The organism is Chitinophaga ginsengisoli, from assembly GCF_003014595.1.
Lineage (GTDB): Bacteria > Bacteroidota > Bacteroidia > Chitinophagales > Chitinophagaceae > Chitinophaga > Chitinophaga ginsengisoli.
Genome location: NZ_PYGK01000019.1, coordinates 1 through 25,175, shown reverse-complemented (window position 1 = coordinate 25,175; position 25,175 = coordinate 1). Strand labels below are relative to the sequence as shown.

The 25,175-nt window shown below is 40.4% G+C and carries 26 protein-coding genes; 21 read left to right on the top strand and 5 right to left on the bottom strand.

Features of this window, described 5'->3' with window-relative positions; all coding sequences use genetic code 11:
• The first annotated feature begins 189 nt into the window (after nucleotides 1–189).
• The 8 genes from CLV42_RS29665 to CLV42_RS29630 all read left to right on the top strand — a co-directional run bounded on the left by CLV42_RS29665 (nucleotide 190) and on the right by CLV42_RS29630 (nucleotide 6,399).
• Complete coding sequence (locus tag CLV42_RS29665; RefSeq protein WP_106605572.1) at nucleotides 190–1,218, top strand: sensor histidine kinase; 1,029 nt, start codon at nucleotides 190–192, stop codon at nucleotides 1,216–1,218.
• Nucleotides 1,215–1,928: a LytR/AlgR family response regulator transcription factor gene (locus CLV42_RS29660; RefSeq protein WP_106605571.1), complete on the top strand. Its 714-nt coding sequence runs from the start codon at nucleotides 1,215–1,217 to the stop codon at nucleotides 1,926–1,928. The genes CLV42_RS29665 and CLV42_RS29660 overlap by 4 nt, the downstream gene beginning before the upstream one ends.
• A 111-nt stretch (nucleotides 1,929–2,039) precedes the next feature.
• Nucleotides 2,040–2,531, top strand: a complete 492-nt coding sequence (locus CLV42_RS29655) for a lipocalin-like domain-containing protein (protein WP_106605570.1) — start codon at nucleotides 2,040–2,042, stop codon at nucleotides 2,529–2,531.
• Nucleotides 2,532–2,748: 217 nt separating this feature from the next.
• Nucleotides 2,749–3,621 (top strand): alpha/beta hydrolase, encoded by an 873-nt coding sequence (locus CLV42_RS29650; RefSeq protein WP_106605569.1) that lies wholly within the window; start codon nucleotides 2,749–2,751, stop codon nucleotides 3,619–3,621.
• Between the two features lie 85 nt (nucleotides 3,622–3,706).
• Entirely contained in the window at nucleotides 3,707–4,189 is a 483-nt protein-coding gene (locus CLV42_RS29645) for a GNAT family N-acetyltransferase (RefSeq protein WP_106605568.1), read from the top strand.
• A gap of 29 nt (nucleotides 4,190–4,218) precedes the next feature.
• Nucleotides 4,219–4,404, top strand: coding sequence for an NIF family HAD-type phosphatase (locus CLV42_RS29640; protein ID WP_245901766.1), 186 nt, complete (start codon nucleotides 4,219–4,221; stop codon nucleotides 4,402–4,404).
• Nucleotides 4,405–4,483: 79 nt separating this feature from the next.
• Nucleotides 4,484–4,711 (top strand): hypothetical protein, encoded by a 228-nt coding sequence (locus CLV42_RS29635; protein WP_146154523.1) that lies wholly within the window; start codon nucleotides 4,484–4,486, stop codon nucleotides 4,709–4,711.
• Nucleotides 4,712–4,743: 32 nt separating this feature from the next.
• Nucleotides 4,744–6,399 (top strand): hypothetical protein, encoded by a 1,656-nt coding sequence (locus tag CLV42_RS29630; RefSeq protein ID WP_106605680.1) that lies wholly within the window; start codon nucleotides 4,744–4,746, stop codon nucleotides 6,397–6,399.
• Nucleotides 6,400–6,492: 93 nt separating this feature from the next.
• Here the strand turns inward: CLV42_RS29630 and CLV42_RS29625 are convergent, their stop codons facing one another.
• A complete protein-coding gene (locus CLV42_RS29625) occupies nucleotides 6,493–8,436 on the bottom strand; it encodes a sigma 54-interacting response regulator (RefSeq protein ID WP_106605566.1) in 1,944 nt (647 codons plus the stop codon).
• Between the two features lie 46 nt (nucleotides 8,437–8,482).
• Nucleotides 8,483–10,675: a histidine kinase dimerization/phosphoacceptor domain -containing protein gene (locus CLV42_RS29620; protein WP_170117704.1), complete on the bottom strand. Its 2,193-nt coding sequence runs from the start codon at nucleotides 10,673–10,675 to the stop codon at nucleotides 8,483–8,485.
• A 254-nt stretch (nucleotides 10,676–10,929) separates the two neighbouring features.
• Here CLV42_RS29620 and CLV42_RS29615 point away from each other — a divergent pair, with 254 nt between their 5' ends.
• The 4 genes from CLV42_RS29615 (at nucleotide 10,930) to CLV42_RS29600 (ending at nucleotide 13,742) form a co-directional block, all read left to right on the top strand.
• Entirely contained in the window at nucleotides 10,930–11,733 is an 804-nt protein-coding gene (locus CLV42_RS29615) for an alpha/beta fold hydrolase (protein ID WP_106605564.1), read from the top strand.
• An 84-nt stretch (nucleotides 11,734–11,817) separates the two neighbouring features.
• Complete coding sequence (locus CLV42_RS29610; RefSeq protein ID WP_106605563.1) at nucleotides 11,818–12,780, top strand: alpha/beta fold hydrolase; 963 nt, start codon at nucleotides 11,818–11,820, stop codon at nucleotides 12,778–12,780.
• A 92-nt stretch (nucleotides 12,781–12,872) separates the two neighbouring features.
• Nucleotides 12,873–13,370: a cupin domain-containing protein gene (locus tag CLV42_RS29605; RefSeq protein ID WP_106605562.1), complete on the top strand. Its 498-nt coding sequence runs from the start codon at nucleotides 12,873–12,875 to the stop codon at nucleotides 13,368–13,370.
• A gap of 129 nt (nucleotides 13,371–13,499) precedes the next feature.
• Nucleotides 13,500–13,742: a helix-turn-helix domain-containing protein gene (locus CLV42_RS29600; RefSeq protein WP_106605561.1), complete on the top strand. Its 243-nt coding sequence runs from the start codon at nucleotides 13,500–13,502 to the stop codon at nucleotides 13,740–13,742.
• Between the two features lie 35 nt (nucleotides 13,743–13,777).
• Here CLV42_RS29600 and CLV42_RS29595 read toward each other — a convergent pair whose 3' ends face one another.
• Complete coding sequence (locus CLV42_RS29595) at nucleotides 13,778–15,334, bottom strand: alpha-L-arabinofuranosidase C-terminal domain-containing protein (RefSeq protein WP_106605560.1); 1,557 nt, start codon at nucleotides 15,332–15,334, stop codon at nucleotides 13,778–13,780.
• 149 nt (nucleotides 15,335–15,483) lie between these two features.
• Here CLV42_RS29595 and CLV42_RS29590 point away from each other — a divergent pair, with 149 nt between their 5' ends.
• Nucleotides 15,484–16,191 carry a sterol desaturase family protein gene (locus tag CLV42_RS29590; RefSeq protein ID WP_106605559.1) on the top strand — a complete coding sequence of 236 codons (708 nt, stop codon included), beginning with the start codon at nucleotides 15,484–15,486 and terminating at the stop codon, nucleotides 16,189–16,191.
• Between the two features lie 75 nt (nucleotides 16,192–16,266).
• On the opposite strand, the gene CLV42_RS29585 is transcribed toward CLV42_RS29590, so the two are convergent.
• Both CLV42_RS29585 and CLV42_RS29580 read right to left on the bottom strand, forming a co-directional pair.
• Nucleotides 16,267–16,965 (bottom strand): LytR/AlgR family response regulator transcription factor, encoded by a 699-nt coding sequence (locus tag CLV42_RS29585; RefSeq protein WP_106605558.1) that lies wholly within the window; start codon nucleotides 16,963–16,965, stop codon nucleotides 16,267–16,269.
• On the bottom strand, nucleotides 16,955–17,992 hold the full coding sequence (locus CLV42_RS29580) for a sensor histidine kinase (RefSeq protein ID WP_170117703.1): 1,038 nt from the start codon (nucleotides 17,990–17,992) through the stop codon (nucleotides 16,955–16,957). The genes CLV42_RS29585 and CLV42_RS29580 overlap by 11 nt, the downstream gene beginning before the upstream one ends.
• A gap of 171 nt (nucleotides 17,993–18,163) precedes the next feature.
• Here CLV42_RS29580 and CLV42_RS29575 point away from each other — a divergent pair, with 171 nt between their 5' ends.
• From CLV42_RS29575 to CLV42_RS29530, 8 genes are all read left to right on the top strand, one after another.
• On the top strand, nucleotides 18,164–18,586 hold the full coding sequence (locus tag CLV42_RS29575; RefSeq protein WP_211303552.1) for a DoxX family protein: 423 nt from the start codon (nucleotides 18,164–18,166) through the stop codon (nucleotides 18,584–18,586).
• Nucleotides 18,587–18,927: 341 nt separating this feature from the next.
• The gene (locus tag CLV42_RS29570) at nucleotides 18,928–19,740 is read left to right on the top strand and encodes an oxidoreductase (RefSeq protein WP_106605556.1); all 813 of its coding nucleotides are present in this window, start codon (nucleotides 18,928–18,930) and stop codon (nucleotides 19,738–19,740) included.
• Between the two features lie 7 nt (nucleotides 19,741–19,747).
• A complete protein-coding gene (locus tag CLV42_RS29565) occupies nucleotides 19,748–20,320 on the top strand; it encodes a Crp/Fnr family transcriptional regulator (RefSeq protein ID WP_106605555.1) in 573 nt (190 codons plus the stop codon).
• 928 nt (nucleotides 20,321–21,248) lie between these two features.
• Entirely contained in the window at nucleotides 21,249–21,755 is a 507-nt protein-coding gene (locus tag CLV42_RS29560) for an RHS repeat domain-containing protein (RefSeq protein WP_106605554.1), read from the top strand.
• Nucleotides 21,756–22,181: 426 nt separating this feature from the next.
• On the top strand, nucleotides 22,182–22,703 hold the full coding sequence (locus CLV42_RS29555) for an immunity 26/phosphotriesterase HocA family protein (protein ID WP_106605553.1): 522 nt from the start codon (nucleotides 22,182–22,184) through the stop codon (nucleotides 22,701–22,703).
• A 216-nt stretch (nucleotides 22,704–22,919) separates the two neighbouring features.
• Nucleotides 22,920–23,459 carry a hypothetical protein gene (locus CLV42_RS29550; protein WP_106605552.1) on the top strand — a complete coding sequence of 180 codons (540 nt, stop codon included), beginning with the start codon at nucleotides 22,920–22,922 and terminating at the stop codon, nucleotides 23,457–23,459.
• A 208-nt stretch (nucleotides 23,460–23,667) separates the two neighbouring features.
• Nucleotides 23,668–23,970, top strand: a complete 303-nt coding sequence (locus CLV42_RS29545) for a hypothetical protein (RefSeq protein WP_106605551.1) — start codon at nucleotides 23,668–23,670, stop codon at nucleotides 23,968–23,970.
• Nucleotides 23,971–24,753: 783 nt separating this feature from the next.
• On the top strand, nucleotides 24,754–25,041 hold the full coding sequence (locus CLV42_RS29530) for a hypothetical protein (protein ID WP_106605548.1): 288 nt from the start codon (nucleotides 24,754–24,756) through the stop codon (nucleotides 25,039–25,041).
• Nucleotides 25,042–25,175: the final 134 nt, after the last annotated feature.

Genomic DNA, 25,175 nt, shown 5'->3' with positions numbered 1-25,175 from the left:
TTTAAAAGCTTTTAACAGATTAATCGTATAGGTTATGCTGTTGCGACGGCAAGTTATAAAAGTAATTCAGATATTTTGCTACCCTGGCCAATAAAGAACGTTGAGGAATATGAGGTTCGGATTTAGCGTTTAGCATGGTTTGTTGAAGGGGCGGGAAAAGAAACGGAAATCAGCTAACTTAGCTAACACATGTCACTTAAACCGTTCTCCGAAAAGTTCCGCTTGATATGGTTGCATTGCCTGGTGTGGGTATCAATCGGGATTATCAGTTTCTTTTCTATGTTGCAGGCAGATGGAGCGGGGAGATCTGCGCTATCCGCATGCAATAGTTGTGTGTTTTATGCACTAATTGTATATGGAAATATTAACTTCCTGTATCCCCGTTTCTATCAAAAGAAAAAGTTTCTCCTGTACTTACTGGGGTCGATAGTTTTATTGGTAATAGCGGGTTTTGGCCGCGGTTACTTATCCTTGTATATACGCAATGAGGCATTTGCTGCTGCTCCCCACTGGCTGGATACCTGGTCGCACATTACCTTTTTGCTTTCTGTGACCACTGTGTTTGTCCTCAGCTTTGTCTTCCGGCTGGCAATGGCCTATTTTACACTGAAGCAACAGTCGGAAAAAATTTTATTACAACAGAGTCAATTTGAATTAAGGCTGCTAAAGGCGCAGGTGCAGCCGCACTTTCTATTCAACACGCTTAACGCTATGTATTATGAAGCGTTTATGGAAGCACCGCGAACAGCATTGCTCATCGAACGGCTTTCGGACATTATGCGCTATTTTGTTGACCAGAGTACCCATGAATATGTTCAATTGTCGACAGAGATCCAATTCCTTGACAATTACATTGCTTTGGAGAAAATGCGGATACAACCCGAGCCGGAACTTATATTTCAACGTAGCATTGACGATCAGCGCAGAATTCCACCTATGTTGCTGATGACCTTCATCGAAAACATCTTTAAGCATGGTATAGATAAGATCTCGGGAAGAAATAAGATATACATATCGCTATTTGAAAAAGAGCAGTACCTTGTTTTTCAGACCAGGAATTACCTGAACAGGCATGCTGATCCCAGGCAGATGCAGGGGATTGGATTAAAAAATCTGCGTCAACGGTTGACGATTCTCTATGGTAATGATTTTGACCTGTATACCACCGAAGAAAACGATGAGTATTTTGTTGCCAGTTTAAAATTTCCGCTCACATGATGTTACGCTGTATGATAGTTGATGATGAACCCAAGGCGGTTAACCTGCTGGAGGTGCTTATTAGCCAGGCCACCAGCTGGCAGTTGGTGGCGAAATGTTACAGCGGCCTGGAAGCAATTGCCTTTTTAAAAGATAATGAGGTTGACCTTGTGTTTATGGATATTAACATGCCTCTGGTCAGCGGTATGGACCTGGCAGGATTATTATCTCCCGATATAGGAATCGTATTTACAACCGCGTATAGTGAATTCGCTGCCGAAAGCTATTCTTACCATACAATTGACTATTTGCTAAAGCCGATTACCCTTAAGCGTTTTCTGGCGGCAGTACGCAAGACAGAAGTGCATTTCAAAGCACAGCGGACAATAGGGAAGGAAGAAGGTGGAACTACAGGCGATGAATATTTTTTTGTGAAATCTGGTAAAGAGCATCGAAAGATCCTGTTGAACGATATCCTTTTTTTTGAGAGCCAGAAGGAATATGTACGGGTCGTAACTCCGGCCTTCAGTCTTCTTACTTACAGACGCCTTAAAGACATAGAAGCGCAACTGCCAATGGACTTTACGAGGGTTCATCAATCCTTTATAGTGAACATGCGTCAAATGACCACGATGCAGGACAATCATATACACATTGGTGAAATCAGAATACCGGTAGGGGAAAAATTCCGGGACGGTTTAATGGAGCTTATCCGTAAACGGACTTTTTAAGTATATCTCCGGCGTGTATTGAGGTAAAGTACACGTTGGTTGAATATAATTTCCCGGGTGAATCATACACTGCAGATTTGTAGCCAAATCCATCAATTGTAAAACATTTTTATGAAAAGAACATTGTTGAATGGCTTTCTCGGCATCATGAGTGTAATTCCCGCAATGCCGGTATTGGCCCAATCGAATCCGCTTGTTGGTTCATGGCGTTTAGTTGCTGCTGACAAGATTTTACCCGATGGCAAACGAGTGGCTGATTATGGGACTAACCCACATGGTATAGCTATTTTTACCAAAGACGGTCATTACGTGGTAGAAATTTTCGGTACTATTCGTACAAAATTTGCATCAGGCAATGCCGCCACGGGCACACCGGAAGAATTTAAAGATGCATTCTTCAGCCATAGTTGTCATTTCGGCGCCTATATGATAGATAGCGTGAAAAGCACTATATCCTTCAATATTGACCGTGCATCCAACCCGAACTGGGATCAAACTACGCAAGTCCGCTCGTTCACATTAAAAGGAGATACATTGAGCTGGCAGGTACCACCCCGTCCGGATGGAACCATCCCCGTATCTGTTTTCAGGCGTATGGAGTAATGCTGCTGCGGAAACCCTTTAGTACCGCATCAATCAGAAAGCCTTCAAATCCAGCGACTTGAAGGCTTTCTGATTGATGCCGGCCTCATTGTACTGCGATATTTCATGAGTGCCAGGCTTGAAAACAAAATATTTATATTATTTTCAAAAAAGAAGTCTCCTGGTAATCAATGTAGAAAACCAACGCAGGTGACAGTAATCGAAAAATATTCAATATATGGCTAACATACGTTTGCATAACCCTTTTATGAAAAGTCTCGCAGTATTGGTGCTGTTTTTTTCATTGCCCGTAAGAGCGCAAAAGACAATGCCAGGTGATGTCGTTATCATTGCTTCAAAAATATTGCATGAAAACCGCACTGTATATATACATTACCCCAAGACAGACAGCAGCAACGTAAATAAACGCTTTCCTGTTTTATATTTAATGGATGGAGAAAGCCATTTTGATATGCTTGCCCAGTATACTGATTACCTTAGCCGATGGGACGTGAAAGTAATACCTCAGATGATTGTAGTAGGCATTACCAATACTAAACGCACAAGAGACCTTACGCCTACGGTGAGCATCATTAATTATTTTGGAAAGCCTGATACCAGTGCAGTATCGTGGATGAAGCCAAGTGGCGGTAATGCGGAATTTTTGCAATTTATACAGGAAGAGCTAATTCCATACGTTGATGCAAATTATAAAACACAATCCTATAAAATATTCGCTGGACATTCATTCGGGGGGCTTGCCTCGATTAACTGCTTACTTACTCAGCCAGCGATGTTTGACGCCTATGTTGCCGTCAGCCCTTCATTCTGGTGGGACAGGGAATATGTATTAAAGCTGACTGACAGAACGTTGCAAAAAGGAGCTTTATTGAACAAAAAGCTTTTTTATAGTGATGCAAGCGAAGGTATAAGCGATTCAAGTACTTTTCATACCAACCTATTGAAATTTGATTCATTATTGTCAGTCAAAAAAATTAAAGGGCTTGAGCATGAGTACAAATATTATCCGGCAGAAAGCCACATGACGGAACCTGTAAGTGCTTATTATGATGCATTGAGGTTTATTTTTAGAGACTGGAAAGAGAATTAATAAAAGACTTACGCTTAAAGCTGCATTGCCGTTGAGTTTAGAACAATGGTGATATATTATCACTGAAAAAAAGGTAAATTAAGAAATGATAGATGATAATGAAATGATATTACGGAAGACTGAAATTGCTGATTTAGAGCTCTTCTTTATCTTTCAGCTTGACAGTGAGGCGAACCATTTAGCTGCCTTCACCTCAAAAGATCCAGGAGATAAAGCTGCATATCTTCAGAAATATACAAAATTGATGAACGACCCGACTATAAATATGCAGACAATAATTATGGATAACAGTATTGTGGGGAGTATTGCGAAGTTTGAAATGGACGGAGAAGCAGAAATTACATATTGGATTGACAGAAAATTCTGGGGTAGGGGTATTGCTACAAAAGCACTGAGCGAGTTTCTAAGAATGGAAAATAGCAGGCCCATTTTCGGGCGAGTTGCATTTGATAATTTTGGCTCACAGAAGGTTTTGGAGAAGTGTAACTTTGTGAGGATTGGTACAGATAAGGGCTTTGCCAATGCGCGACAAGCGGAAATAGAGGAATTTATTTACAAATTGATTTAAAAATAATGTATTCACAATTGACTTAACTTATGCCCTGCAAATCAGATAAACTCTTATTACTTGATCTTGATGAAACATTAATACATGCGGTCACTACTCCTCTGGGTGTTGCTGTTGATTTTCAATTTGATTTATTTCACATTTATAAGCGTCCGGGGCTTGATCAGTTTCTTATAAATATATCGCAACATTTTACATTGGGTGTGTGGAGTTAGGCAAGCAATGAATATGTAGAAGAGATTAGCGAATATGAAATTGATGAGGGCGGAATAATTGAAAACGGCAGAAACCGAATTGAAGCAGGACATAAAAGGTATTAAGATCACCGGTACCGATTGGGCTACCCGGGCGCCTTACAACGATCCTGCTTACTTATCCAAAGTGGACGCCAATGGTTTTCTTGTTGCAGAGAAAGACCGGAAATTCGATCCTGCTAAAGATTATCTGCAACCACTGCCAACAAAGGAAGTAGCCTTTTATGCTGCGAACGGAAAAATACTTGAACAGAATCCGGGTTGGTAACCGGTAAACATGGACAATTATTTACAACATATATGATTAGAACAAAAGTAATACTGGTGCTGCTGCTGGCTGGTATATGTATGGTCAGCTTACCGAGGACCGCCTCCGGACAGGAGCCTAAGATTGTCAATATTGTGAATTTCATTCGCCTGTTGGAGCCAAGGGATCCCAGGATCACAGAAGACGTGCTCTACCAGACCGTGGTAAAGCAGGTAAATATTATGAGAACCTATCGCCTCACAGGTACATTCCTGTTGCAGTACGATGCCCTAATGGACCACCGCTATCAGGAGTTGCTCAGGAGCTTGCCAAAGGACTCATTTGAGATTGGTGCATGGTGGGAGCTTCCGCAGCCGTTGATAGAAAAAGCAGGGCTGAAATGGAGGGGACGTTATCCCTGGGATTGGCATGCAGACGTTGGCTTTTCTACCGGCTATACGCCGGCCGAGCGGGAAAAGATAGCAGACGTGTATATGGAAAGCTTTAAAAGCATATTTGGCTTTTATCCCCGGTCCGTTGCCTCCTGGTTTATTGATGCACATACCTTACAGTACCTGTATAACAAATACAGGATTGTAGCTTCTGCAAATTGTAAAGACCAATATGGTACCGACGGTTATACGCTATGGGGAGGCTACTGGAACCAGGCCTATTATCCAAGCAGGATCAATTCATATATGCCAGCGCAGAACGCCGCCAGCCAGATTCCCGTACCGATTTTCCGGATGCTGGGAAGTGATCCTGTCCGTCAGTATGATCAGGGTATCAGCACCGAACGACAAGGCGTGATTACCCTTGAGCCGGTATATCCCGAGGCCGGTGGTAGCGAAAGCTGGGTCAACTGGTTCTTCAGGACTTTCACGGAAGACCCTGCGCTGAACTTTAACTATGCCCAGGCAGGGCAGGAAAACTCTTTCACCTGGGATGCCATGGCTAAAGGGTTTGAGATACAGATGCCCTTGATCGCCAGCCTGAGAGACAAGGGCAGGATCAGGCTGGAGACCCTGGAGCAATCAGGCAACTGGTTTAGTGCAAACTATAAAGTGACGCCTCCTACATCATTCTCCGTGACGAAGGATGTGGAAGGCAGCGATCGTAAGACTTTATGGTATAACAGCCGCTTTTACAGGATGAACATATTATGGGAGGACAGCAGCCTTCGTATCAGGGACATACATCTCTTTAATGAGAATATCCCCGATATCTACACCACCCAGGTAGCTACCTCAAATGAATGCACATTCTTTACCTTGCCTGTCGTAGACGGGTATCTGTGGAGCAAACCAGGGCAGCTGGCCGGCTTACGGCTAAAGGCGTTTGTCGGAGGACAGGATGTGACATTAAAAGGTGGGGATCCCATATTCAAAAACCTGGATAGGGAAACCGTGCAGGTGTTGTGGCCGCTCAGACAGGGCGGCGTCTTACAGGTGACGCTGAAAGAAAAAACTGTTTCCATAAAGCTAACAGGTAAACAGTCCATTAGCTGGTATCTTGACCTGGAGACAGCGCTGGGCGCCAGGTTGCCATTCACAAATATTTCACCGCGACAGCTAGATGGCAGCTTTGAAACATTTAGTTATCATGTGTCCGCAGGCAAAGGCAGCTTCTCCAAGCCTTCTAATGGCGCAGTATTCCGCTTGCAGCCGGAAAAAAATGAGATTAACCTGAATCTTGCCACCATTCATTAGGCATTCTTCTTTTAGGTGTCTGATGAATCGAACTGCTTAAAAAAAGGTTTTGTGAATTTTCTTCACAAAGCCTTTTCTAATTCATGCCTGTTGTTACGGAATAAATTCTTTCCTTATTCCCAGTTTTTTCATCCTTGATTTTAATGTTGAGGGAGGAATATTCAACATTTCAGCAGCTGCTCCTGCGCCCCAGATCCTTCCGTTACATTTTTTCAGGATAGAAATAATATAGTCTCGTTCATTCTCGTGGATTGTCTTTATATAGGAGTTTTCAACGTCAGCGTCTGACGTTTTTTGTGTAACCGGCAGTTGAATGTCTTCTATAAAGTTCCCCTTGGCAAGCAAAATGCTCCTTTCTATCAAATGCTCAAGTTCGCGGATATTCCCTGGCCAGTCATATGCCATCATGCTTTTTAAAACATTGTCCGAGATACCGCTGATCTTTTTGCCGGATTTTTGGTTGTAATAATTCATGAAGTGATATGCCAGTGCCGGCATATCTTCTTTGCGTTCACGCAGTGGTGGAATCCGGATGGGGAAGACGTTCAAACGATAATAGAGGTCAAGCCGGAAACGCCCTTCAGCCACTTCTTTTTCGAGGTTTTTATTTGTTGCTGCAATAATTCTTACGTCGATTTTTAGTGTATCTCTGCCGCCTATTCTTTCTATTTCCTTTTCCTGCAATACCCGCAATAACTTCACCTGCAGTTCAAGCGGCATTTCTCCGATTTCATCCAGTAGAATAGTTCCACTGTCAGCTTTTTCAAACTTTCCGATACGCTTATCATATGCACCTGTAAAGGCCCCTTTCTCATGACCAAATAATTCAGATTCGATTAACGTTGCAGGCAGTGCCGCACAGTTTACTTTTATAAAAGGTTTATTTTTCCTGGTAGATAAATTATGAATAGCATCAGCAATTTTCTCCTTTCCGGTGCCGCTTTCTCCCAACAATAGAACAGAAGTATCTGAATAGGCTACCTGGCCTATCAAATCCATTACCTTCAGCAACGCGGGGCTTTTCCCAATGATAGTTCCGAAATCCGGATTTGTGTTGGATGTTTTGCTATTGGTAATGATATTGAATTCAGGATGTATTGATAAGGCGGATCTTTTTTCATTGGCCGGGATGCTGTTCATGACAGCGATCAACGGTTGTTGCAGGCGGAAAAGCATATCGAGATGTTCCGGATTATAGCCTTCTTCAGAACGGCGGAAGAAACTGAGCGAAAACATATAGCTATCGGAGGTTATAAATGGCAGCACAATATTAGAGGAAAAACCAAACACTTTTGCAATCAAGGCCTTCATGGGATGAACGGAAGTCAGTTTATTAAAATCATCACCATTATACCACCTTGCTGTATTGTCAATAGGACTGTGTTCAAGCAGGCGTTTAATATCTTCTGCAGGCCTGCCGGATATATTTGAGAGACTGTTGATGTCAATTGTTTGGTATTCACTAAATCCAGCCCTTCTAAATAAAAAACCACTGTAGTACCTGCTTTCCAGCGGCTTGAATTTTACGCATATGCAGTCGAATGGTATGAGTTTTTGAAGCACTTTAGCCGTTTCTATGACTTTTGTATCCCAGTTAGCTCCTTCTTTCTGAATATTAAGTAGCTCTTTTCTTAATTGTTTTTCTGTATGCCATTTGGATTCCTGGTTGTGTTTGTGGCGATAGTGCGCGATTTCGAGTGCAATAAGCAGGTCTTTTTCCCGGAAGGGCTTTACTAAAAAACCGTAAGGTTCCGTAGTTTTGGCAACATTCAGTATCTCCTCATTGGAATTGGCAGACAAATAAACAAACGGAATGTTATCAGCAGATAATTGTTTCGCCAGGTCAATTCCTGTCTGCTTGCCTTTCAGAAAAATATCTACTAACACAAAATCAGGCTTTTCGCTTTTTATGATCTGCTCTGCCTGCGCAACGGAGCGTGCAATGCCTGCAATTATATAGCCTGCCTGGGTTAGCATAAGTCGTAGGTAGTCAGCTTCTACAAACTGGTCTTCTACAATTAATATTTTCTCTTTCATATAACATGAATTTTTTAACTCTTATTTGGGATAGTAGTTGTGCTTATCAAGCGTCATAAATGAACTCCAGTGTTATTTCAGTTCCATTGTGACCGGTTATGCTAAATTTTCCGTCTATATCTTCACTCAATCCATACATTAACTTCATGCCCATTGACTGATGGCTTTGGGTAGCTAAGTTTTGTCGTAAGCCCACCCCATCATCACTAATAGTTAACTGTAAATTACTCTCAGATGTATGTTTTAATGAGATGCAGATAGTACCGTTTTTCTTATCTGGAAAAGCGTATTTGATGGAGTTAGTGATGGCTTCATTCATAATGAGTCCAAGCGGAATGCAATGTGACAAGTTTAGTTCTATCGGCTCAATTTGTAGATTGAATTGAACGGACTTGCGTATATTGAAGCTGTCACGCAGATAATCTGCCAGTTCGTATACATAGTCTGGCATATAGATGGCAGATAAGTTGTCTGATTGATACAGTTTCTGATGAATGAGGGACATCGCCTGGATACGATGATGGCTTTCACTCACGGCTTCGATAGCTTCATTTGTTTTGAGGTATTCCGATTGAGTAGCCAGTAAGCCTGAAACTGTATGGAAATTGTTCTTCACACGATGATGGATCTCCTTTATAAGCCATTCTTTTTCTGTGATCAAGTGTTGAAGCGCAGAGTTTTTCTTTTCAATTTCCTGTTGCTGAACTTTTAACTTTTTATTAGCCTGTTGTTTTATCCATGAATTGTTTGCCTGCAAGCCTATAATGACAAGCAGCAAGAGAACAGCTCCAATAATCCAGTTGCGGGTGTGATTGGCCTGTGTTAATCTGTTTTGCTGTAGTTTCGTTGCATTTTCAAGCATCTTGATATCCTGGTCTTTCTTTTCGGTCTCAAACTCTACCTGCAGTTGTTCAATGTGCTTGCTGGTGGTTTCATTTAATAAAGAATCACTTAACGTTTTATACATCTGGTAATGGGCAATTGCAGCAAGATAATTGCCTTGTATAGAGTCCAGCTTAAACCATAAAAAATGATTCTGGTTTAATTCCAAAGGACTCTGAATGGCCTTGTAAAAGGTGTCAGATTGGGCAAGGTGTTTACGGGCAAGTTCATATTGATGTGTCGCCAGATAAAATTCTGTTACCGGATATTGAACCTCGCTCTGGTCAGGTTCATATTTGTCAAGGTTTTTAGAAATATCCAGGAGCTGGTCACAATACTTTTGCGCTTGTTGGTATTGCTTTAGTTCCTTATAAGTCATCAGAAAGCTTGCAGTGAGATATAGCCTGGAATAAATATCCTCAGACGGATATTTTTGTTGTGCCTCCTGCAAAACCTCCAATGCCTCATGCGGTTTATTTAAGGCTATGAGTGTTCTTGAGATTTTAGATATCAGTAAATCAATTGTTTCCCTGTTATTGTATTTTTTTGCAACAGTAAGTGCTTTTTGAAAATATTCATAAGCGGCGTTATATTTTTTCATCCGGTTATAGGTTGAACCTATGCGGTTAAAAATAGTAGCCAGTTGAATGCTTGTATCGTTAGCGGCTGCTGCGGCGTTTAGGGAAAGCAGTCCATACTTTAAAGCCTGCTCATTATTTCCGGTGACGCTATAGACGGCGCCTAAAAGATCATAGATATCTTCAAGCTTAGTATATTGGATTGATTGGTATAATTGAAGGGAACGATGCAGTATAGCTAAAGCCCTTGAATAATTTCCTGTTAGCTGCACTAAATCAGCCAGCTCTTTCAGGACGTCAGCCTCTTTTAATATGTTTCCGGACTTTTGGAAGGCTGGTAACGCGAGTTGTTCAACTATGCGTATTCGTTCTGTCAATTCATCACTAGTATTTATTGAATAGTAGCCTGACAGATCATAGTAAGCATATCCTAACTCCAGGAATAAATCGTGAGCCTTAAAGATTTCTATTGCTTTATCAGCAAATGTTCTCGCTTTGGCTGTATTGTTTTGTACATGCAGAATTTTAGAAAGTTGTTCATAACTGTTTCCGATGCCTTTAGGGTAATTTAATTTTTTGCTGAGCTGTTCAGCGGCATATTCATATAATAGAGAACTGTCAAGATATTTTGTGTCGCCGGAGGCTTTGTGAAAATAGTGATCACTTAATTGCAGCAGCAGTATTACTCTTGTAGTGTCTTCTTTACTTTGCTTTAATTGAAATGGGAAGCCAGCGACGTCGTAGTCGATCCGCCGGGCAGCAAACGCAACATGTACCATTGTCATCAGTATAACCACATATATAATTTGCCTTCGCATATTTATTGTAAAAATATAATGTACCTGTGTGCTGTATTGTGCTTCTGTCCTTTTAAAGGTACAATAATGCCGTTTTATTTCATGGCATTGTTTTATTACCACGACATTTCGCGGTGGTTTCATATTTCGTTTTCTTCAAGTGTATGATTGATAGTTGTTTAGGTTGGTGGCACTTTGTTTGGTATCGACAGCTGTTACTAACCAAAAAATGAATCATGAAAGGTATTCCTACAAGAACAATAGTTTTTATTACGGGTGCTTTTGTAAGCAGTAGTTGCTGGGATAACTGGAAGATCTATTATGAGCAAAATGGATACAAAACAATTGCCCCCTCATGGCCTCATAAAGATGCATCAGCTGAAGTGCTGCGTAATAGTCATCCTAACGAAAAGATTGCATCCATGAGGTTATCGGTATTAGTCGATTATTATGCTTCGGTGGTAAAGGCATTGCCGGAGAAACCCATATTAATCGGGCACTCAATCGGAGGGCTTATTGTACAGCTTTTATTACAGCAGGGATTAGGCGCTTTGGGCGTTGCTATTCATTCCGTTCCACCGCAGGGTATCTTCACTTTTAAGTTATCATTTTTAAAAGCCGGTTGGGGCCCGCTTGGCTTTTTTACATCAGCAAAGAAAACATTCTTAATGTCTTTTGAACAATGGCAATATGCATTCACCAACGGGATGGAATGTGATGAACAAAAGGATGCCTACTATAAGTTTGCCATACCTGAGTCAAAACTTATTGTGAGGGATACGATCACGAAGGCCGCAAGAGTGAATTTTGAGAACCCTCATGCTCCCTTGCTGCTTACCTCAGGTAGTGCTGATAACACTATACCTGCTTCTCTGAATTATGCGAATTATAAAAAATACGGGCACAGTAATTCCGTCACGGATTACAAAGAATTTGAGGGACGTAATCATTTTGTGCTGGGACAATCAACCTGGGAAATAGATGCGGAGTATATTCTTAAATGGATAGAGAAACAGTCAAAGTATTATGAAGGGAAATAGGATAATGAACGATATCGGGGATATTCTTCCGCTAAATAAATAACTCCAGACAAAAATTCAAATAACCACATAAAACTTTCTATGATGAAATTGACAATTGCTTTTGTTGCTGCCTTTCTGTTTGTTGCATGTAGCGGCCAGTCACCGCATGTAAAAACTGCCGGCGCTATTGATGCAGATTCAAGCAAAGGGACATTAAAACCGGTACAGCCACCATCGAATTTTAAAAGCCAGACAGCTGCTATTAATGGTATCAAAATACATTATGTAATTGGCGGTTCTGGTGAACCATTATTACTGATCCACGGGTTTGGACAAAACTGGTATATGTGGAACCGTTTATTGCCAGAACTTTCTAAACATTTTACCGTTATCGCTCCTGACTTGCCGGGGCTTGGTGAAAGTGATAAGCCTGACACTGGTTATACCAAAAAACAGTTGGCTCAGGATCTACATGGGCTTATTAAACAGCTAGGTTACAATAGGGCGCATGTAGTTGGTCATGATATTGGTTTGATGGTAGCATATGCGTACGCGGCCCAGTTTGGTGATGAGGTAACGAAAGTGGCGCTGCTGGACGCATTATTGCCTGGCGTGGAACCTGTTTGGAGTGAGGTAAGGGCGAAGGCATGGTGGTTTGGCTTTTTTGCCATGCCTGCAGCAGCAGATGTTGTTGCCGGGAAGGAAAGGGCGTTTCTTACAGGTTTTTGGCCTGTTGTAGGACATGTAGAGCATGCATTTACCACGGAAGAAACAGAAGAGTTTATACGTGCGTATAGTACCCCAAAATCAACATACGGTGCTTTCCATTGGTTTGCTGCTTTTAACGAGGATGCATTGGATAATAAGGAGTTCATGAAGAAGCGATTGAAAATGCCTTTGCTGGCAATGGGCAGCGAATATGGAGGAAGCTTTCTGCCGGACCATTGCAAGCTGGTTGCCGAGCATGTCACTGCATCTATAATTAAGGGTGCAGGGCATTGGATAGTACAGGAGAATACTCCGCAGGTACAACATGATTTGCTTGAGTTTCTGCTTGCAAAATAACTGGTACATACGCCAGATCTTTCCTGGAAGAGTGTCCCTTTTGTTCTTAAGTCTAAAATCTCCTAATAAGTAGTCAATAAAAAATGAACTTTATGCACACAGTTAAATTAAACATATTATTCCTGCTGTTCCTGTTTGCTGCTACGGCAAGTGCACAGTCAGTCAACAATGAACAGCTCAGAATGACGCCAAAGGAAGTTATGGCCGCGAAGTCAACCGGTCCGTCTGCTCCCGGTTCTTCCAACTTAAGTGCTGTGCAGGTGATCGTTATTCATGGAGATCCTTCCAAACCCGGTCTGTATACGATTCTGTTAAAGGTAGCAGCAAATACAAAAATACCGGCTCACCTGCATCCGGACGACAGGGTCGGTACGGTAGTAGCAGGAACATGGTATTTTGGGTATGGCGACGTATTTGAGGAAAGCAAATTGAAGAAACTTCCTGTTGGAAGTATTTACTCGGAAATTCCGGATCAGAATCATTTTGCAATGACCAGGGATGAACCTGTTATTGTTGAAATAACAGGATACGGTGCTTCGGGAGTAACGTATGTAAATCCTGCGGATGATCCTGGGAAACCAAAGCGATGAGTTTAAAAAGCAGCACGTTGAAAGACTGACTGGCTTCGTCATTCATTTTGTTAGTTTTCAGCCAAAACAAATAGCTGTCTGATTTTCAGACGGCTATTTGCTTAATAGATTATTGTAAACTTGGACGTGATGATGGCAAAGCGAAAAATTTCTCTAAATGAACTCTCTGAAAGAGTTGATCTGACATTATCCAACCTTTCTATCTTAAAGACGGGGAAGGCGAAAGCAATTCGCTTTAGCACATTAGACGCAATTTGTAAAGCATTGGGCTGCCAGCCAGGTGACATTCTGGAATATGTAAATGACGAAAATGGAACAACCATAGATACAAGGAAGCTGAAAATGCAGCGGGTTCGTGAAAATTCGAATTAAGAACCCGCTACCAGGAGCTGGTTCTTATGAAGAATTTATTGCAGGCCATTCAGGATGATAACGGTAAATGATGCTGGCGCTAACATGATCTTGAAATCAGTCGGGGCCACGTTTTTCTTAATTTCTGTTTTTATAACCGTGTTCTCATTCGTTGCTGAGTTAACGCTGTACAAACTTTTCCCGGTATAAGAAATTTGCTTTAAGGTTACCCGCTGTTGACTTAGTTGATGATTTTTAACATGGACAACGGTTTCGGCAGAGTGATCAACATCCCTATTCACTATTGTAAGTATAATTTGATTGCTGTCACCAGACCTGCTTGATGCTGCATCGATTGCTTTAATTCCGGGACTTGATTCATGCGTTGTGGTTTGCGTTGGCAAGTTGTATTTCCCCACATAGTCTCTAAACGCTTTAAGAGGTGCAAATATCGTTTGACGGTAAGAACCTGCTGAATCAGACATGATGGGGGCAAGTACATTGACAGTCTGGGCCCAGGTAGCCATGCCTATAGAATGACTATGACGTTGAAAGAGATTTAAAAACGTGGCCACACCTAAAGCGTGCAACCAGTTGTATTGATATTCCAACCCATAGGCACCTTTGCCTTTGCCGGAATTAATGTCCCAGATGCCCCATTCGTCTACCGCAATTTTTATTGGTCCTGACCTTGCCGGAAATCTATACCACCGACTGAAGTTTTCGACATTGATGGGTGTTGCCGTCAGTAGCGAATCTACCTGGGTAAGCGGCTGTTCAATGCGGTCGATTGATTGAATGAGTGATTTAAAACTCGTATCGGCAGGGATGGAATAAAGATGAATTGACAAATAATCGCATACCGGTCCTAACCTGGCGAGTACCGTACGGCTCCAGTGAAGATCCTCCGGATTTCCAACCAGGACAAGTTTCAAACTGCTGTCTTGCAGTTTCATCATTTTGACAAATTGCCACGTGTCTTTAATATACTGATCAACGTCCTGGTGCCGTCCCATATCAGGTTCCGCTCCTTCCTCATTGCCAATACCCCAATATTTTACGTTGAAGGGGTTTTCAAATCCATCTTTCCTTCGCAAATTGGCGTAATACGTGTCAGTTGTGCCGTTACAATACTCCACCCAGTTGGCCGCCTCTTCGGGTGTTCCGGTTGCCATATTGACAACCAAAAAAGGTTCAGCCCCGATTTTACGGCAGTAGACAATGAATTCTGCCGTACCAAAATGATTATCGTCCACACCTCCCCAAATGAGATTTTTCCGTTTTTTACGGGATGCTTTCGGGCCAACGCCATCCTGCCAGTGGTATATTTTGGTAAAAGTTCCACCGGGATACCGCAATACAGGAGTGCGCAATTCCTTCACCTTTTCCAGTACATCCATTCTAAAACCATTTGAGTCTGATAATGTAGAATGTTCATCATAAATGCCCCCCGCGACAGCCCGCCCTAAATGCTCAATGAATTGACCATATTGAAGCGGACTAATCTCTTGCCCTTTTTGTGTTGCGTCAATGGTTATTTCTGATTTGAAAGGCGTTTGCGAAAATGCGGTGATTGAAAAGAGAAACGATAAACAAAATAGAAAATACTTCATAAAGCTCCTTGACGCTATTTTTTGAAGGTGTCAATTTTTGCAAATTATTATTATTAATCAACTTAGCAAAGAAGCGCAGTTTTATCCTATGATACGCCCCTCTTTCTTTTATGCGATATTTAGCTATTTTTAGGCTGATTATCGTTCCTATGCAACAATTCCTGCAATCTTTCGCTACATTGTCTGAATGGCTTATCGGCGCCGTCTTCCTGGTAGAAAATGTGCTGCTAACCGTGCTGGTGCTGGTATTGGGCAGGAATATTCAACGGCGGCTGTCGCCGCAAACTGTAACACCTATTGCCGCTACACGCAATGAGTGGATCATTTGTGCAGGCACTAATATGCTAAACACGGTGGTTACTTATGCCGGTTACTGGTTGTGGAAGCAGGGGTTCATTACAATCAGCTATGAAGTTTCATGGAAGGTTATAACGCATTTCCTGCTTTTGTTCATGGCAATGGACCTGCTTATGTTCCTTTTCCATTATCTGATCCACAAAACTTTTCTTTACCGGGCTGTTCACGGGTTACATCACCAGGCTATACATCCTAAACCAATGGACCTGTTCATTCTGCACCCGGTGGAAACCGTTTGTTTTGGTGGTCTGTGGCTGTTCCTGCTCATGCTCTTTCCTTTTAATATTTATGCTATCATCCTGTACCTCACTCTGAACCTCGCGTTCGGACTTACCGGGCACCTGGGTATAGAACCGCTTCCTGCCGCAATACGCCAATGGCCGGTACTCAGGTATTTAGGCACTTCTACTTTCCATCATGAACATCATGAGTATGTGGGTTACAATTTTGGCTTCTATACAAACCTTTGGGACAGGCTGTTTGGGACATACAGGCGATAAAAAAGGCGGACAGAACATATTTTAACTAACAAATAAATGTGCGTCATAAAAAAAGACTGGCTTTGATGTGGCGGTTTATTGCAGTCTTTCACCTAATTCTCTTCTATAAGTGATGCCCACAGGTAAAATTTCTTTACCTATAAGAACACCAGATTGATTAAACTTTTCAATTTTTGCCAAAGAAATTATATGCGATTTGTGAATGCGTTGGAATAGATGCGAAGGTAATCTCTTTTCGAGTTCGGTTGTGGTGATTGAACAAACATAGCTGCTCTGACTGGTTATAATTTTTACATAATTTCCTAAACTCTGAGTATAAATTATTTCAGAAAATGGGATTGTAACCATATCCCGGTCTACTTTTAGTGAAATAGATGTTTCTGATTTCAGATCAATGATCTGTAATTGGTGTGATCGGGACTTAATAAAACGATCAATGGCTTTCAAAAAACGGGGAAACCCAATGGGTTTTAATAAATAATCAACAATTTCATAATCATAACTTTCCAAAGCAAAAGAAGCGTGGGCTGTTGTGAAAATAACTGCGGGAGGGTTGGCAAATGTTTTCAAAAAATCAAAACCTGAAAGTACAGGCATGTCTATGTCCATAAAAATTAAATCAACTTTTTGTAGATGTAGAAAATTTATAGCTTCTGATCCATTATAACATTGTCCGACTAATTCAAGATGGGTAATACAATTAATATAATTTATCAGAACATAGTGTGCGGCTTGTTCATCATCAACAATTAAACACTTGATCTTATGCTGCATTTTTGTGTTTGATTAGAGGTAAAACGAGATTTACGGAATAGGCATCTGAATTTGAATTTATATCCAGTCTGTATTTTTCTTCATATAATAAATTCAATCTGTGGTTTGCGTTTTTGAGTCCAACACCCGTAAAATCATCGTTTTTCTTTCTTCCAGGTGGCATAGAATTTATAATTCTCATATTAATCATATCATTTGTCACATGAATATTAATATTAACGAAACTACCATCCACATTGTCGGTGCCATGTTTAAAAGCGTTTTCAATATACGCTATCAACAACAGCGGTGCTATGAAGAAAGAAGTACCTGCTGTTTCATTAATGTATTCATAACTTATAGCACACCGCGATCCAAGTCTTTCTTCTTCCAATGCAATATATCCTTCAATAAACGAGAGTTCATCTCCCAAATTTACCCATTGGTGGGCATGGCTCTCCAACTGGTATCGCATCAATTTTGAAACCTGCAATAGAAGGTCAGGAACGCTGGATGGATGCTGCAAGCTGATACCATAAATATTATTAAATGTATTGAATAGAAAATGCGGATTAAGTTGAGATTGCAAAACTTTTAACTCCATTTGATTCATGGCGAGTTGTGCCGCAACCTTTTTCTTTTGTTCTGTATACAAATGCAATAACAAAAAAGGGGTAAGCATAGTTGCCAGACTTAATACACAACAAATTACGTGGATAAGATATTTTTGAACCTCAGTAAGATTACTTACCGCCTGGGTGTGAAACCAATTGGTATATACCAGGTACAATACACCGCCGAAGAAAAAAGTCAGGAGCATGCTATAAGTTAAATAGGCAAAATATTTATGTGTTTGCAACAAAAGCGGAAGTAAAAAGAAACGATTGACTTGTGAATGGGCATAAGTTATTAAAAATATGACGATTGCTTTTTGGGCATCTTGCCAGTTTGTAAATAGATCCCAGGAGTTTAATGTTGAAAAAAGGAATGCTACGACTACAATCAGCAGTTCCTGAAACCAACGCTTGTCTAAAATACTTTTACCCATTCCTCGCATATTGGTAAAATAAAATAAAATCAACCGGAATTAGAAAAAAAATGGCCAATTCAATTGGTCATTTATATTTCTTGTAAGTCATTAAAAAATAGAAAAGCGGTAAAAAAGGGATTCTCTTTATGTGGGCTACAATATTCAGTGGCTTTATCTAAAAATAATCAAATGATGAAGAATCTATTTATTCGCAGTTTGTCCTGGTGTTATGCCGATCTGGCTTCCTTGGTTTTGCGAATTGGTTTTGGCATCCTGATGATGCCTCATGGCTTTTTTAAATTGAAGGATTTTGGCGAAATTGTAGGAGAGTTTATGAACTTTCTGGGTTTAGGCAGTACAGCATCCTTATGGTTGGTTATTATTGCTGAAATATTCTGTTCAGTGCTCCTGGTTATTGGTTTGTTTACCCGCCTGGCAATTATTCCTCTCTTAATTACTTCAATAGTCATTGTGTTTGTAGCTCACCACGGCGATATCTTTGGAGAGGCTGCTGGCGGTTTTTATTATTTGTTGGTCTACACAGCAATTCTGCTGTTAGGGGCTGGCAAATACAGTGTAGACCATTTGATCGGCCGGCGACTCGCTTCATAAGTAAGGAGTATCAATCCCTCTCTGCTCGGATTGTGGGTTCATAATTCGGTCAGACATTCTTGTTTTCCTTAGAATTAACCGGACTCTTATCAATAATACTTCGAACCAAAAAGAGCCTTCAAATCAAACGACTTGAAGGCTCTTGTAAATTGCTGGTCGGGGAAGGATGGACAATTGTCGAACTCGTTTATTGAATACTTTCTTATATTGCCACCAGTGAGCCATTATTTTTCGTTATAGCAGGAAAATTATTTCCATACTTGTTTTTTGCCAAAAGACAAATCTTATCATTTTTACTTGAACGACCTTTGTTTCATTCTTTAAATGCTAAAATAAAAAAAATGGCAAAGACAGTATTGGTTACAGGGGCTTCTTCCGGAATTGGTAAGGCAACCGCTATTTACCTGTCCCAAAAAGGATATAACGTTTATGGTGCAGCACGCAGAGCTGAAAAGCTACAGGAATTAATAAAGTACGGTGTAAATATTATTGCACTTGATATTACCCGTGACGATAGTATTGTGTTCTGTATTAAGAAAATAATTTCAGAAGTAGGGAAAGTAGATGTACTTATAAACAGTGCAGGCCTTGGCTCTTATGGCTCTCTGGAAGACGTGCCAATTGCAGAAGCTAAAAATCAACTGGAAATAAATCTGTTCGGTGCTGCCCGGCTGATACAATTAGTGTTGCCAGGTATGCGTGAAAATAAATACGGGAAGATCATCAATATATCTTCCGTAGGAGGCAAAGTTGGCTTACCTATGGGAAGTTGGTATCATGCTAGTAAGTTTGCAATAGAAGGTTTGAGCGATGCGCTAAGAAATGAAGTAAGAGAATTTGGAGTAGATGTGATAGTTATTGAACCTGGCGGTACAAAATCCGAAATGATAGCTATTGGTGCTGCAGATCTGATGCGTGTTTCCGGTAATACTGTATACAGTAAGCTAGCTTTAGGAATTGAAAAAATGTATTCATCGATGGAGAAGAATGCGGTCGATCCCGTTGTGATAGCCAAACTTATACTGAAAGGCATTGAAGCAAATCATCCTAAAACGAGATATATTGGAGGAGCTATGGCCAAACCCATGTTGTTTATCAGGAGAATATTGTCTGATAAGGCATTCGATAAGATGTTAATGAGTCAGATGAAATAGAATATTTATGGAACAACTGATTAATTATTTATTGCAGTTTGGACAACTTAACCTGCAACAAATAGACCTTGTTAAAAGCAAGGCAAAGGTAAAGACAATAAGGAAAGATACATATTATCACGAAGCAGGAAAGATATTCCGGGAGGTTATTTTCCTCACGGAAGGGGTTATGCGTGTGTGCTATTATAACAATAAAGGCGACGAGATCACTAAGTATTTTTTTGATGAGAATCATTTTATTGCAGATGTGGAAAGCTTAAACCAGGGCATTCCCGCTGTTGAGTATGTACAGGCAGTAACTGACTGTGAATACATCGCTATATCGAAGAATGCATTAGATGAGTTATCAATGACCATCGTTGGCTGGGATATGATCATAGGGAAAATAACAGCCAAAGGGATGGTTGATAAAGTCAACCGGATCAGTCCTATGATGGCTGATGATGCAAAAGAACGCTATCTCAGGTTCCTGACAAATTTTCCCACGCTGGCAAATAGAATCCCATTGTCTTATCTTGCGTCCTATCTTGGCATTACCCAGTCATCGCTAAGTAGAATAAGAAGGAATATACGGGAATAAATATTGGTCTGATTCTTAATATTCTTTAATGTCACCCCCGATGTGATGAAGCTTTTGCGAAGAATTTAAGATCCCTTCAAATCTAATGATCTGAAGGGCTTCTTTTTTCAGTCGGGATGACAAGATTCGAACAAATCTTTGATTGTTAGTCTAGTGGCTTGTTTTCACGGATGAGCTTTCAGTTACTCACGGATTTACTCACCGCTTTAAATCTTGACGTTATCCGTAAATTTAGTTCGACTTACACACTCCATCAGTCGTGCAGACTGGATTTGAAGCCTTCGCAAATAATTAGTAATCAATTTCATGCATATCTCTTCTGTTGTACGCTCACGGATTACGCACCGCAGTACAGATAGGAGACTATGTAAAGAGCTTTATACGATTTATGTTAATGTCGATTGGTAGTTATTCTGCGCAGTTCTGTTGACGATTCCTTAATTGTTTTAGATCGTAGTCCGGGAGAATAATTCCGCTTTTACCGACTGGGTAAAGATAAGATTTTTTAGATATCTGGTAGTGCCACAGTTAGGAGCACTGTTCGCGACCGATGCGTGTCCTTTTACGATTTTTCTGTACTATTACCTTGCTTTGAATCCTGCGTGCCTCAATGATAGATTCCAAAGGCTGTTGCAGTGTTTGAAATGGAAGGAAGTGTATAGGGGTAGGATTATCATTGATCCCTTGGTTCCGTTGGTAGTAGAGCATCCACTTTTAATGTATGGGTCCTAGGTAGTGAATCCCAGCGGGAATACAAGTTCTGATAGGCGTTCACTGCGAACGCCTATTTTTATTTCAACCCGCTCTGGTGGCTATTCTTACTAACGGCCCACATTCCACATTTCCAGCCAATTAGCGGAGTAATTATACCGAAAAACGAATTGACGAGAAACCGTTTGAAGTGGTTAACTTCTATCACAACATAAATATGAACCAAGTCTGGATGCAAATGCTGTGGTTCCTACCTTATACGAGACCTCAATTGGAAGATTACTCACGCAAAGGAGATAGAGAAGCAGTTAATACATTGAATAACGGCAACGAATTGCAAAGTGAAGAGTTGAGCGACGGCTCAGAAGTAGGGCTGTATGATTTTAATGCCAGAACGTACAATGCGCAGATAAGTCGCTTCCTCCAGATCGATTCAGAAACAAAAGATCAGGAAAATTTTTCACCATATCACTTTGGAGCCAATAATCCTATTAAATTTGGTGACCCGGATGGAAAAAGACCTATTCCTGGCTTTGCTATAGCTATTCCTGCAATTGTAGCGGGTCTTGAGGCTCTAGGTGCTGCAACAGGACTTACGGTTGTGATCATGCAGGCTGTAGACAAGGCCGAACAGGTTGACTGGAGGCAGGTAATGGAGAATATTGGCAGCAGCAGGAGCTGTATCGTCAACCACGTTCATCCGTTAAAAATGGGGCGCAGTTGAGTATGGCGAAAACGCCAGCTAAGCAGCCAGCAGCGAATGCACCAGCACAGCAGAAGACACAGAATTCAAAAGCTAAATCAAAGTGCGGCGTCACCAAATGATAATGGTAATAAGAAGAAAGGTGATAAAACTACTGTAATATGTCAGAAGGACGCTAAAGACCCGAAAAAGGATGGAAATTATACAGGAAGAAGTACTGGACCTTCAACGAAGACACCGGAGCAAATGTAGAAGATAGAGATAGAGGCCACCACATGAACGATACGCATAAACCCGCAAGACTTCAGCACGCGACTGATGATACAAAGGCAGGTCGTGGTCTAGAATAGATTGGAATAAAAAAAACGGTGGTGCAAATCAGATGGTGGCACATCTGGAAATGCCATCAATGATATCAGCCACAACAATCCTAACAAAGATGAATATATGGAAGCTGCTGAAGACTATATAAAAAATAGAATAAGCAATGATATGAGACAACAAATAACACCAGGCTCAGTTTTCAAAATTGAATTGCCGTGTAAAAAAATGGCCTATGGCAGAATATTGGAAAAGGCAAATTATGCTTTTTACAATTATTTTACCGATAACGTTGATGAGGATGTAAGTCGTATTGCGAATAGCGATGTATTATTCAGCGTTGCAGTGGTGAAAGAGGCTATAACTTCGGGGAGATGGGAAAAGATAGCAAAAGATGATATTCCAACAACTCTTCAGGTGTTACCGATGAAATTTATACAAAACATCAAGAATCCGGAAGTTATTGAGTTGTATGATACCAATACAGGAAAGATAACTCGATCAAGCTATGAGGAATGTTTGGGTTTGGATGCAGCTTCAGTATGGGAAGCCGAGCACGTTGAAGAGCGCTTATGTGACTATTTGGCTGGCAGACGTAATGGTTCGGCTGAATCGCTTAAACTTCAAAAGCCTGATTCCGTAAAATAATACGGCAATATTTTCCGAAATTTATTGTTCCCTGATGGGGTATTCCCGTGATCTTGAACATATAAGATACGACGATAGTGAAGTGAAAATTTAATCCATTAACATCGGATTCAGATTTTAATCCAGCAACAGCTTATATTTTGCATTTAAAAGTGTGTATTTATACAGTTTATTTTCATATCCTTCACAAGGTGGACATGTAAAATTTCATGGCTAATGAATTCAAAACAGGTAAATTTCTTTTTAGCACCAGAAGATCAGGCAGAAGTGATTAATTTTTTTACAGAGGTGGGTTGTGAAGTTGTCCAGGAAAATACTCGTAAATCTGGACAGCCTGTATACTTTGATATAAAAAAAGATCTGAAAGATGCTTTTCACCTTTATCTCTGCACGCCAGAATTCTTGGAAACGCTGGCATTTCGATGTCTTGAATGCAGACAGGAGTATTATATAGACATACTTAAGAGTAATGCGATAGAATTTTCTATTGGCGGATTTTATCCTTACAGCAACAAAGAAATTCATAGGAGCAGATTATATTTTGTTTCGCGGTATTGTGAAGGCGATAGCCTTTTCCAAAGGGATGAAGAATTCTTATTCTGGGCAGACAATATATTTAAAGCCTTTAAGAAGGCTTTTCTAGTGAAGGATAAAAGCATCTTGCGAGATATTTATGGTACAAGAAATTTAATTAATTGGGTGAATAGAACGAGGGCGACCATGACCGTCGACGGATCGAAGTTTATTGTCCCCTGATGGTCTGAATAGTACTCTGATTTTTTTACAGGTTACGGCGTAACCTGTGAATTTTGTCGTATAATTTATGAGTTAAGTGAAGTTGTTTCAATATTTGCATTGACTAAAACTCTAATTCGAAAGCCGTGCTGCACTTCGTAATAGATGCATGTATTATTAACATAAAAGAGAATTTAGCACGACCAAATAAAACCACAAAACTTAAGCAATGAAGGCTTTCAAAGATAAACCGACGACGCTTGTATTTACTACTCGATTCATTATAAAGAACCGCGAACCTATATTGAATATATTTCATCATGAGGAAGATGGCGCTTGGGAATTTACTGGGCAAACTCAGGCAATAGTAGATACAGATTACAATGTTATTCTATTGTCGGAAATGATTAATATAGATCCTGGGATTTTTGAAGTAGCAGACTTACCCTTAGGGTATAGGGCATTCAGATCATCACCAATTGATCCTTGGCAGCTCTCACCAATTCCTGATCAGAATAGGCATCAGTTTTAATACGGCATATTCTTAAAAAACGGGGAGCTTAAATATGGGTTTCCTCCTTTACTTTAAGTATAATACACAGGTTTTATGTGCTGTCTTTAATTACGAAAAATCAAATATACTTCAACGATCAACGCCCTTGGTTCCCATTATATAATTGATATTCTAATTGTATGAAAAATGAATTCAAAACAGGTGAATTTCTTTTTAGCGCCGGATGATATATCGGCAGTTTGGCATTTTTTTATGAGCATGGGCTGTGAAATTATTATGAAGCATACCCCAAATCCGGGCAGCCTATTAACTACGACACTGAAAGAAATCAGGATTTTGTTTTTTAGGTTTGCCTTTGCAAAGAGGAATATTTGAATACGCTAACTTATGGGTATCTTGATACCAGGCAAGAATATTCTATAGACACAACTAGAAGTAATGCTATAGAATTTGCTATTGGCGGCTTTTACCCTTACAGTAACAAAGAACTTCACCGAAGCAGATTGTATTTTGACACGCAATATTATGAAGGCAAGCGTCTTTTTCAAAAAGACGAGGAATTTTTAAACTGGGCAGACAAACTATTTACAGCATTTAAAAGACGTTGTTGGTTAAAGATAAAAATGTCACTTCAGAGAGTTATGGAACTAAGAATTTCATCGACTGGGTAAATAAGACGAAAGCCGAGTTAACTACCGACGGATCGAAGTTTATTATTCAGTAGCATAATGAAAAGTAGTACTTATTTCCAGAAAGGATCACCCACAGAGGTATTTTCTAATAAGAATAAAAACCAAATGAATGAAAACTTTTAATGAGGATTTAAATACTGCAGTTATAGTTTCTAAATGGGTGTTCAGAAAAGGTGAGCCTATACTAAACGTTTTCCATCACGAAGATGATGGAATGTGGGAATTTACAGGTGCAACTCAAGGAGTTGAAGACTCGGATTACAATGTGACTGGTTTAGGCGAGGCAATTTCTTATGATTCAACGCTTCTTGCAGTATCAGATTTGCCTTTGGGATACCGGGCTACTAGACCCTCTCCCAATGATCCTTGGAAATTTTCGAGGGTGTCTCAAAAATAAAGAGGCACCCTCTTTATTTTTATATACGGCAGTATAGATTGCTATATATTGATTGTTATTTATCTGGGACAAATCTAGCTGGAATGCGGTATAGTGTATTATATAGATATTGGGCAGATATTTGAGTATTATTT

Coding starts and splice junctions, on each gene's coding strand:
- CLV42_RS29665 (WP_106605572.1), top strand. CDS start 190: ATGTCACTTAAACCGTTCTCCGAAAAGTTCCGCTTGATATGGTTGCAT.
- CLV42_RS29660 (WP_106605571.1), top strand. CDS start 1,215: ATGATGTTACGCTGTATGATAGTTGATGATGAACCCAAGGCGGTTAAC.
- CLV42_RS29655 (WP_106605570.1), top strand. CDS start 2,040: ATGAAAAGAACATTGTTGAATGGCTTTCTCGGCATCATGAGTGTAATT.
- CLV42_RS29650 (WP_106605569.1), top strand. CDS start 2,749: ATGGCTAACATACGTTTGCATAACCCTTTTATGAAAAGTCTCGCAGTA.
- CLV42_RS29645 (WP_106605568.1), top strand. CDS start 3,707: ATGATAGATGATAATGAAATGATATTACGGAAGACTGAAATTGCTGAT.
- CLV42_RS29640 (WP_245901766.1), top strand. CDS start 4,219: ATGCCCTGCAAATCAGATAAACTCTTATTACTTGATCTTGATGAAACA.
- CLV42_RS29630 (WP_106605680.1), top strand. CDS start 4,744: ATGATTAGAACAAAAGTAATACTGGTGCTGCTGCTGGCTGGTATATGT.
- CLV42_RS29625 (WP_106605566.1), bottom strand. CDS start 8,436: ATGAAAGAGAAAATATTAATTGTAGAAGACCAGTTTGTAGAAGCTGAC.
- CLV42_RS29620 (WP_170117704.1), bottom strand. CDS start 10,675: ATGGTACATGTTGCGTTTGCTGCCCGGCGGATCGACTACGACGTCGCT.
- CLV42_RS29615 (WP_106605564.1), top strand. CDS start 10,930: ATGAAAGGTATTCCTACAAGAACAATAGTTTTTATTACGGGTGCTTTT.
- CLV42_RS29610 (WP_106605563.1), top strand. CDS start 11,818: ATGAAATTGACAATTGCTTTTGTTGCTGCCTTTCTGTTTGTTGCATGT.
- CLV42_RS29605 (WP_106605562.1), top strand. CDS start 12,873: ATGCACACAGTTAAATTAAACATATTATTCCTGCTGTTCCTGTTTGCT.
- CLV42_RS29600 (WP_106605561.1), top strand. CDS start 13,500: ATGATGGCAAAGCGAAAAATTTCTCTAAATGAACTCTCTGAAAGAGTT.
- CLV42_RS29595 (WP_106605560.1), bottom strand. CDS start 15,334: ATGAAGTATTTTCTATTTTGTTTATCGTTTCTCTTTTCAATCACCGCA.
- CLV42_RS29590 (WP_106605559.1), top strand. CDS start 15,484: ATGCAACAATTCCTGCAATCTTTCGCTACATTGTCTGAATGGCTTATC.
- CLV42_RS29585 (WP_106605558.1), bottom strand. CDS start 16,965: ATGCAGCATAAGATCAAGTGTTTAATTGTTGATGATGAACAAGCCGCA.
- CLV42_RS29580 (WP_170117703.1), bottom strand. CDS start 17,992: ATGGGTAAAAGTATTTTAGACAAGCGTTGGTTTCAGGAACTGCTGATT.
- CLV42_RS29575 (WP_211303552.1), top strand. CDS start 18,164: ATGATGAAGAATCTATTTATTCGCAGTTTGTCCTGGTGTTATGCCGAT.
- CLV42_RS29570 (WP_106605556.1), top strand. CDS start 18,928: ATGGCAAAGACAGTATTGGTTACAGGGGCTTCTTCCGGAATTGGTAAG.
- CLV42_RS29565 (WP_106605555.1), top strand. CDS start 19,748: ATGGAACAACTGATTAATTATTTATTGCAGTTTGGACAACTTAACCTG.
- CLV42_RS29560 (WP_106605554.1), top strand. CDS start 21,249: ATGAACCAAGTCTGGATGCAAATGCTGTGGTTCCTACCTTATACGAGA.
- CLV42_RS29555 (WP_106605553.1), top strand. CDS start 22,182: ATGGAAGCTGCTGAAGACTATATAAAAAATAGAATAAGCAATGATATG.
- CLV42_RS29550 (WP_106605552.1), top strand. CDS start 22,920: ATGAATTCAAAACAGGTAAATTTCTTTTTAGCACCAGAAGATCAGGCA.
- CLV42_RS29545 (WP_106605551.1), top strand. CDS start 23,668: ATGAAGGCTTTCAAAGATAAACCGACGACGCTTGTATTTACTACTCGA.
- CLV42_RS29530 (WP_106605548.1), top strand. CDS start 24,754: ATGAAAACTTTTAATGAGGATTTAAATACTGCAGTTATAGTTTCTAAA.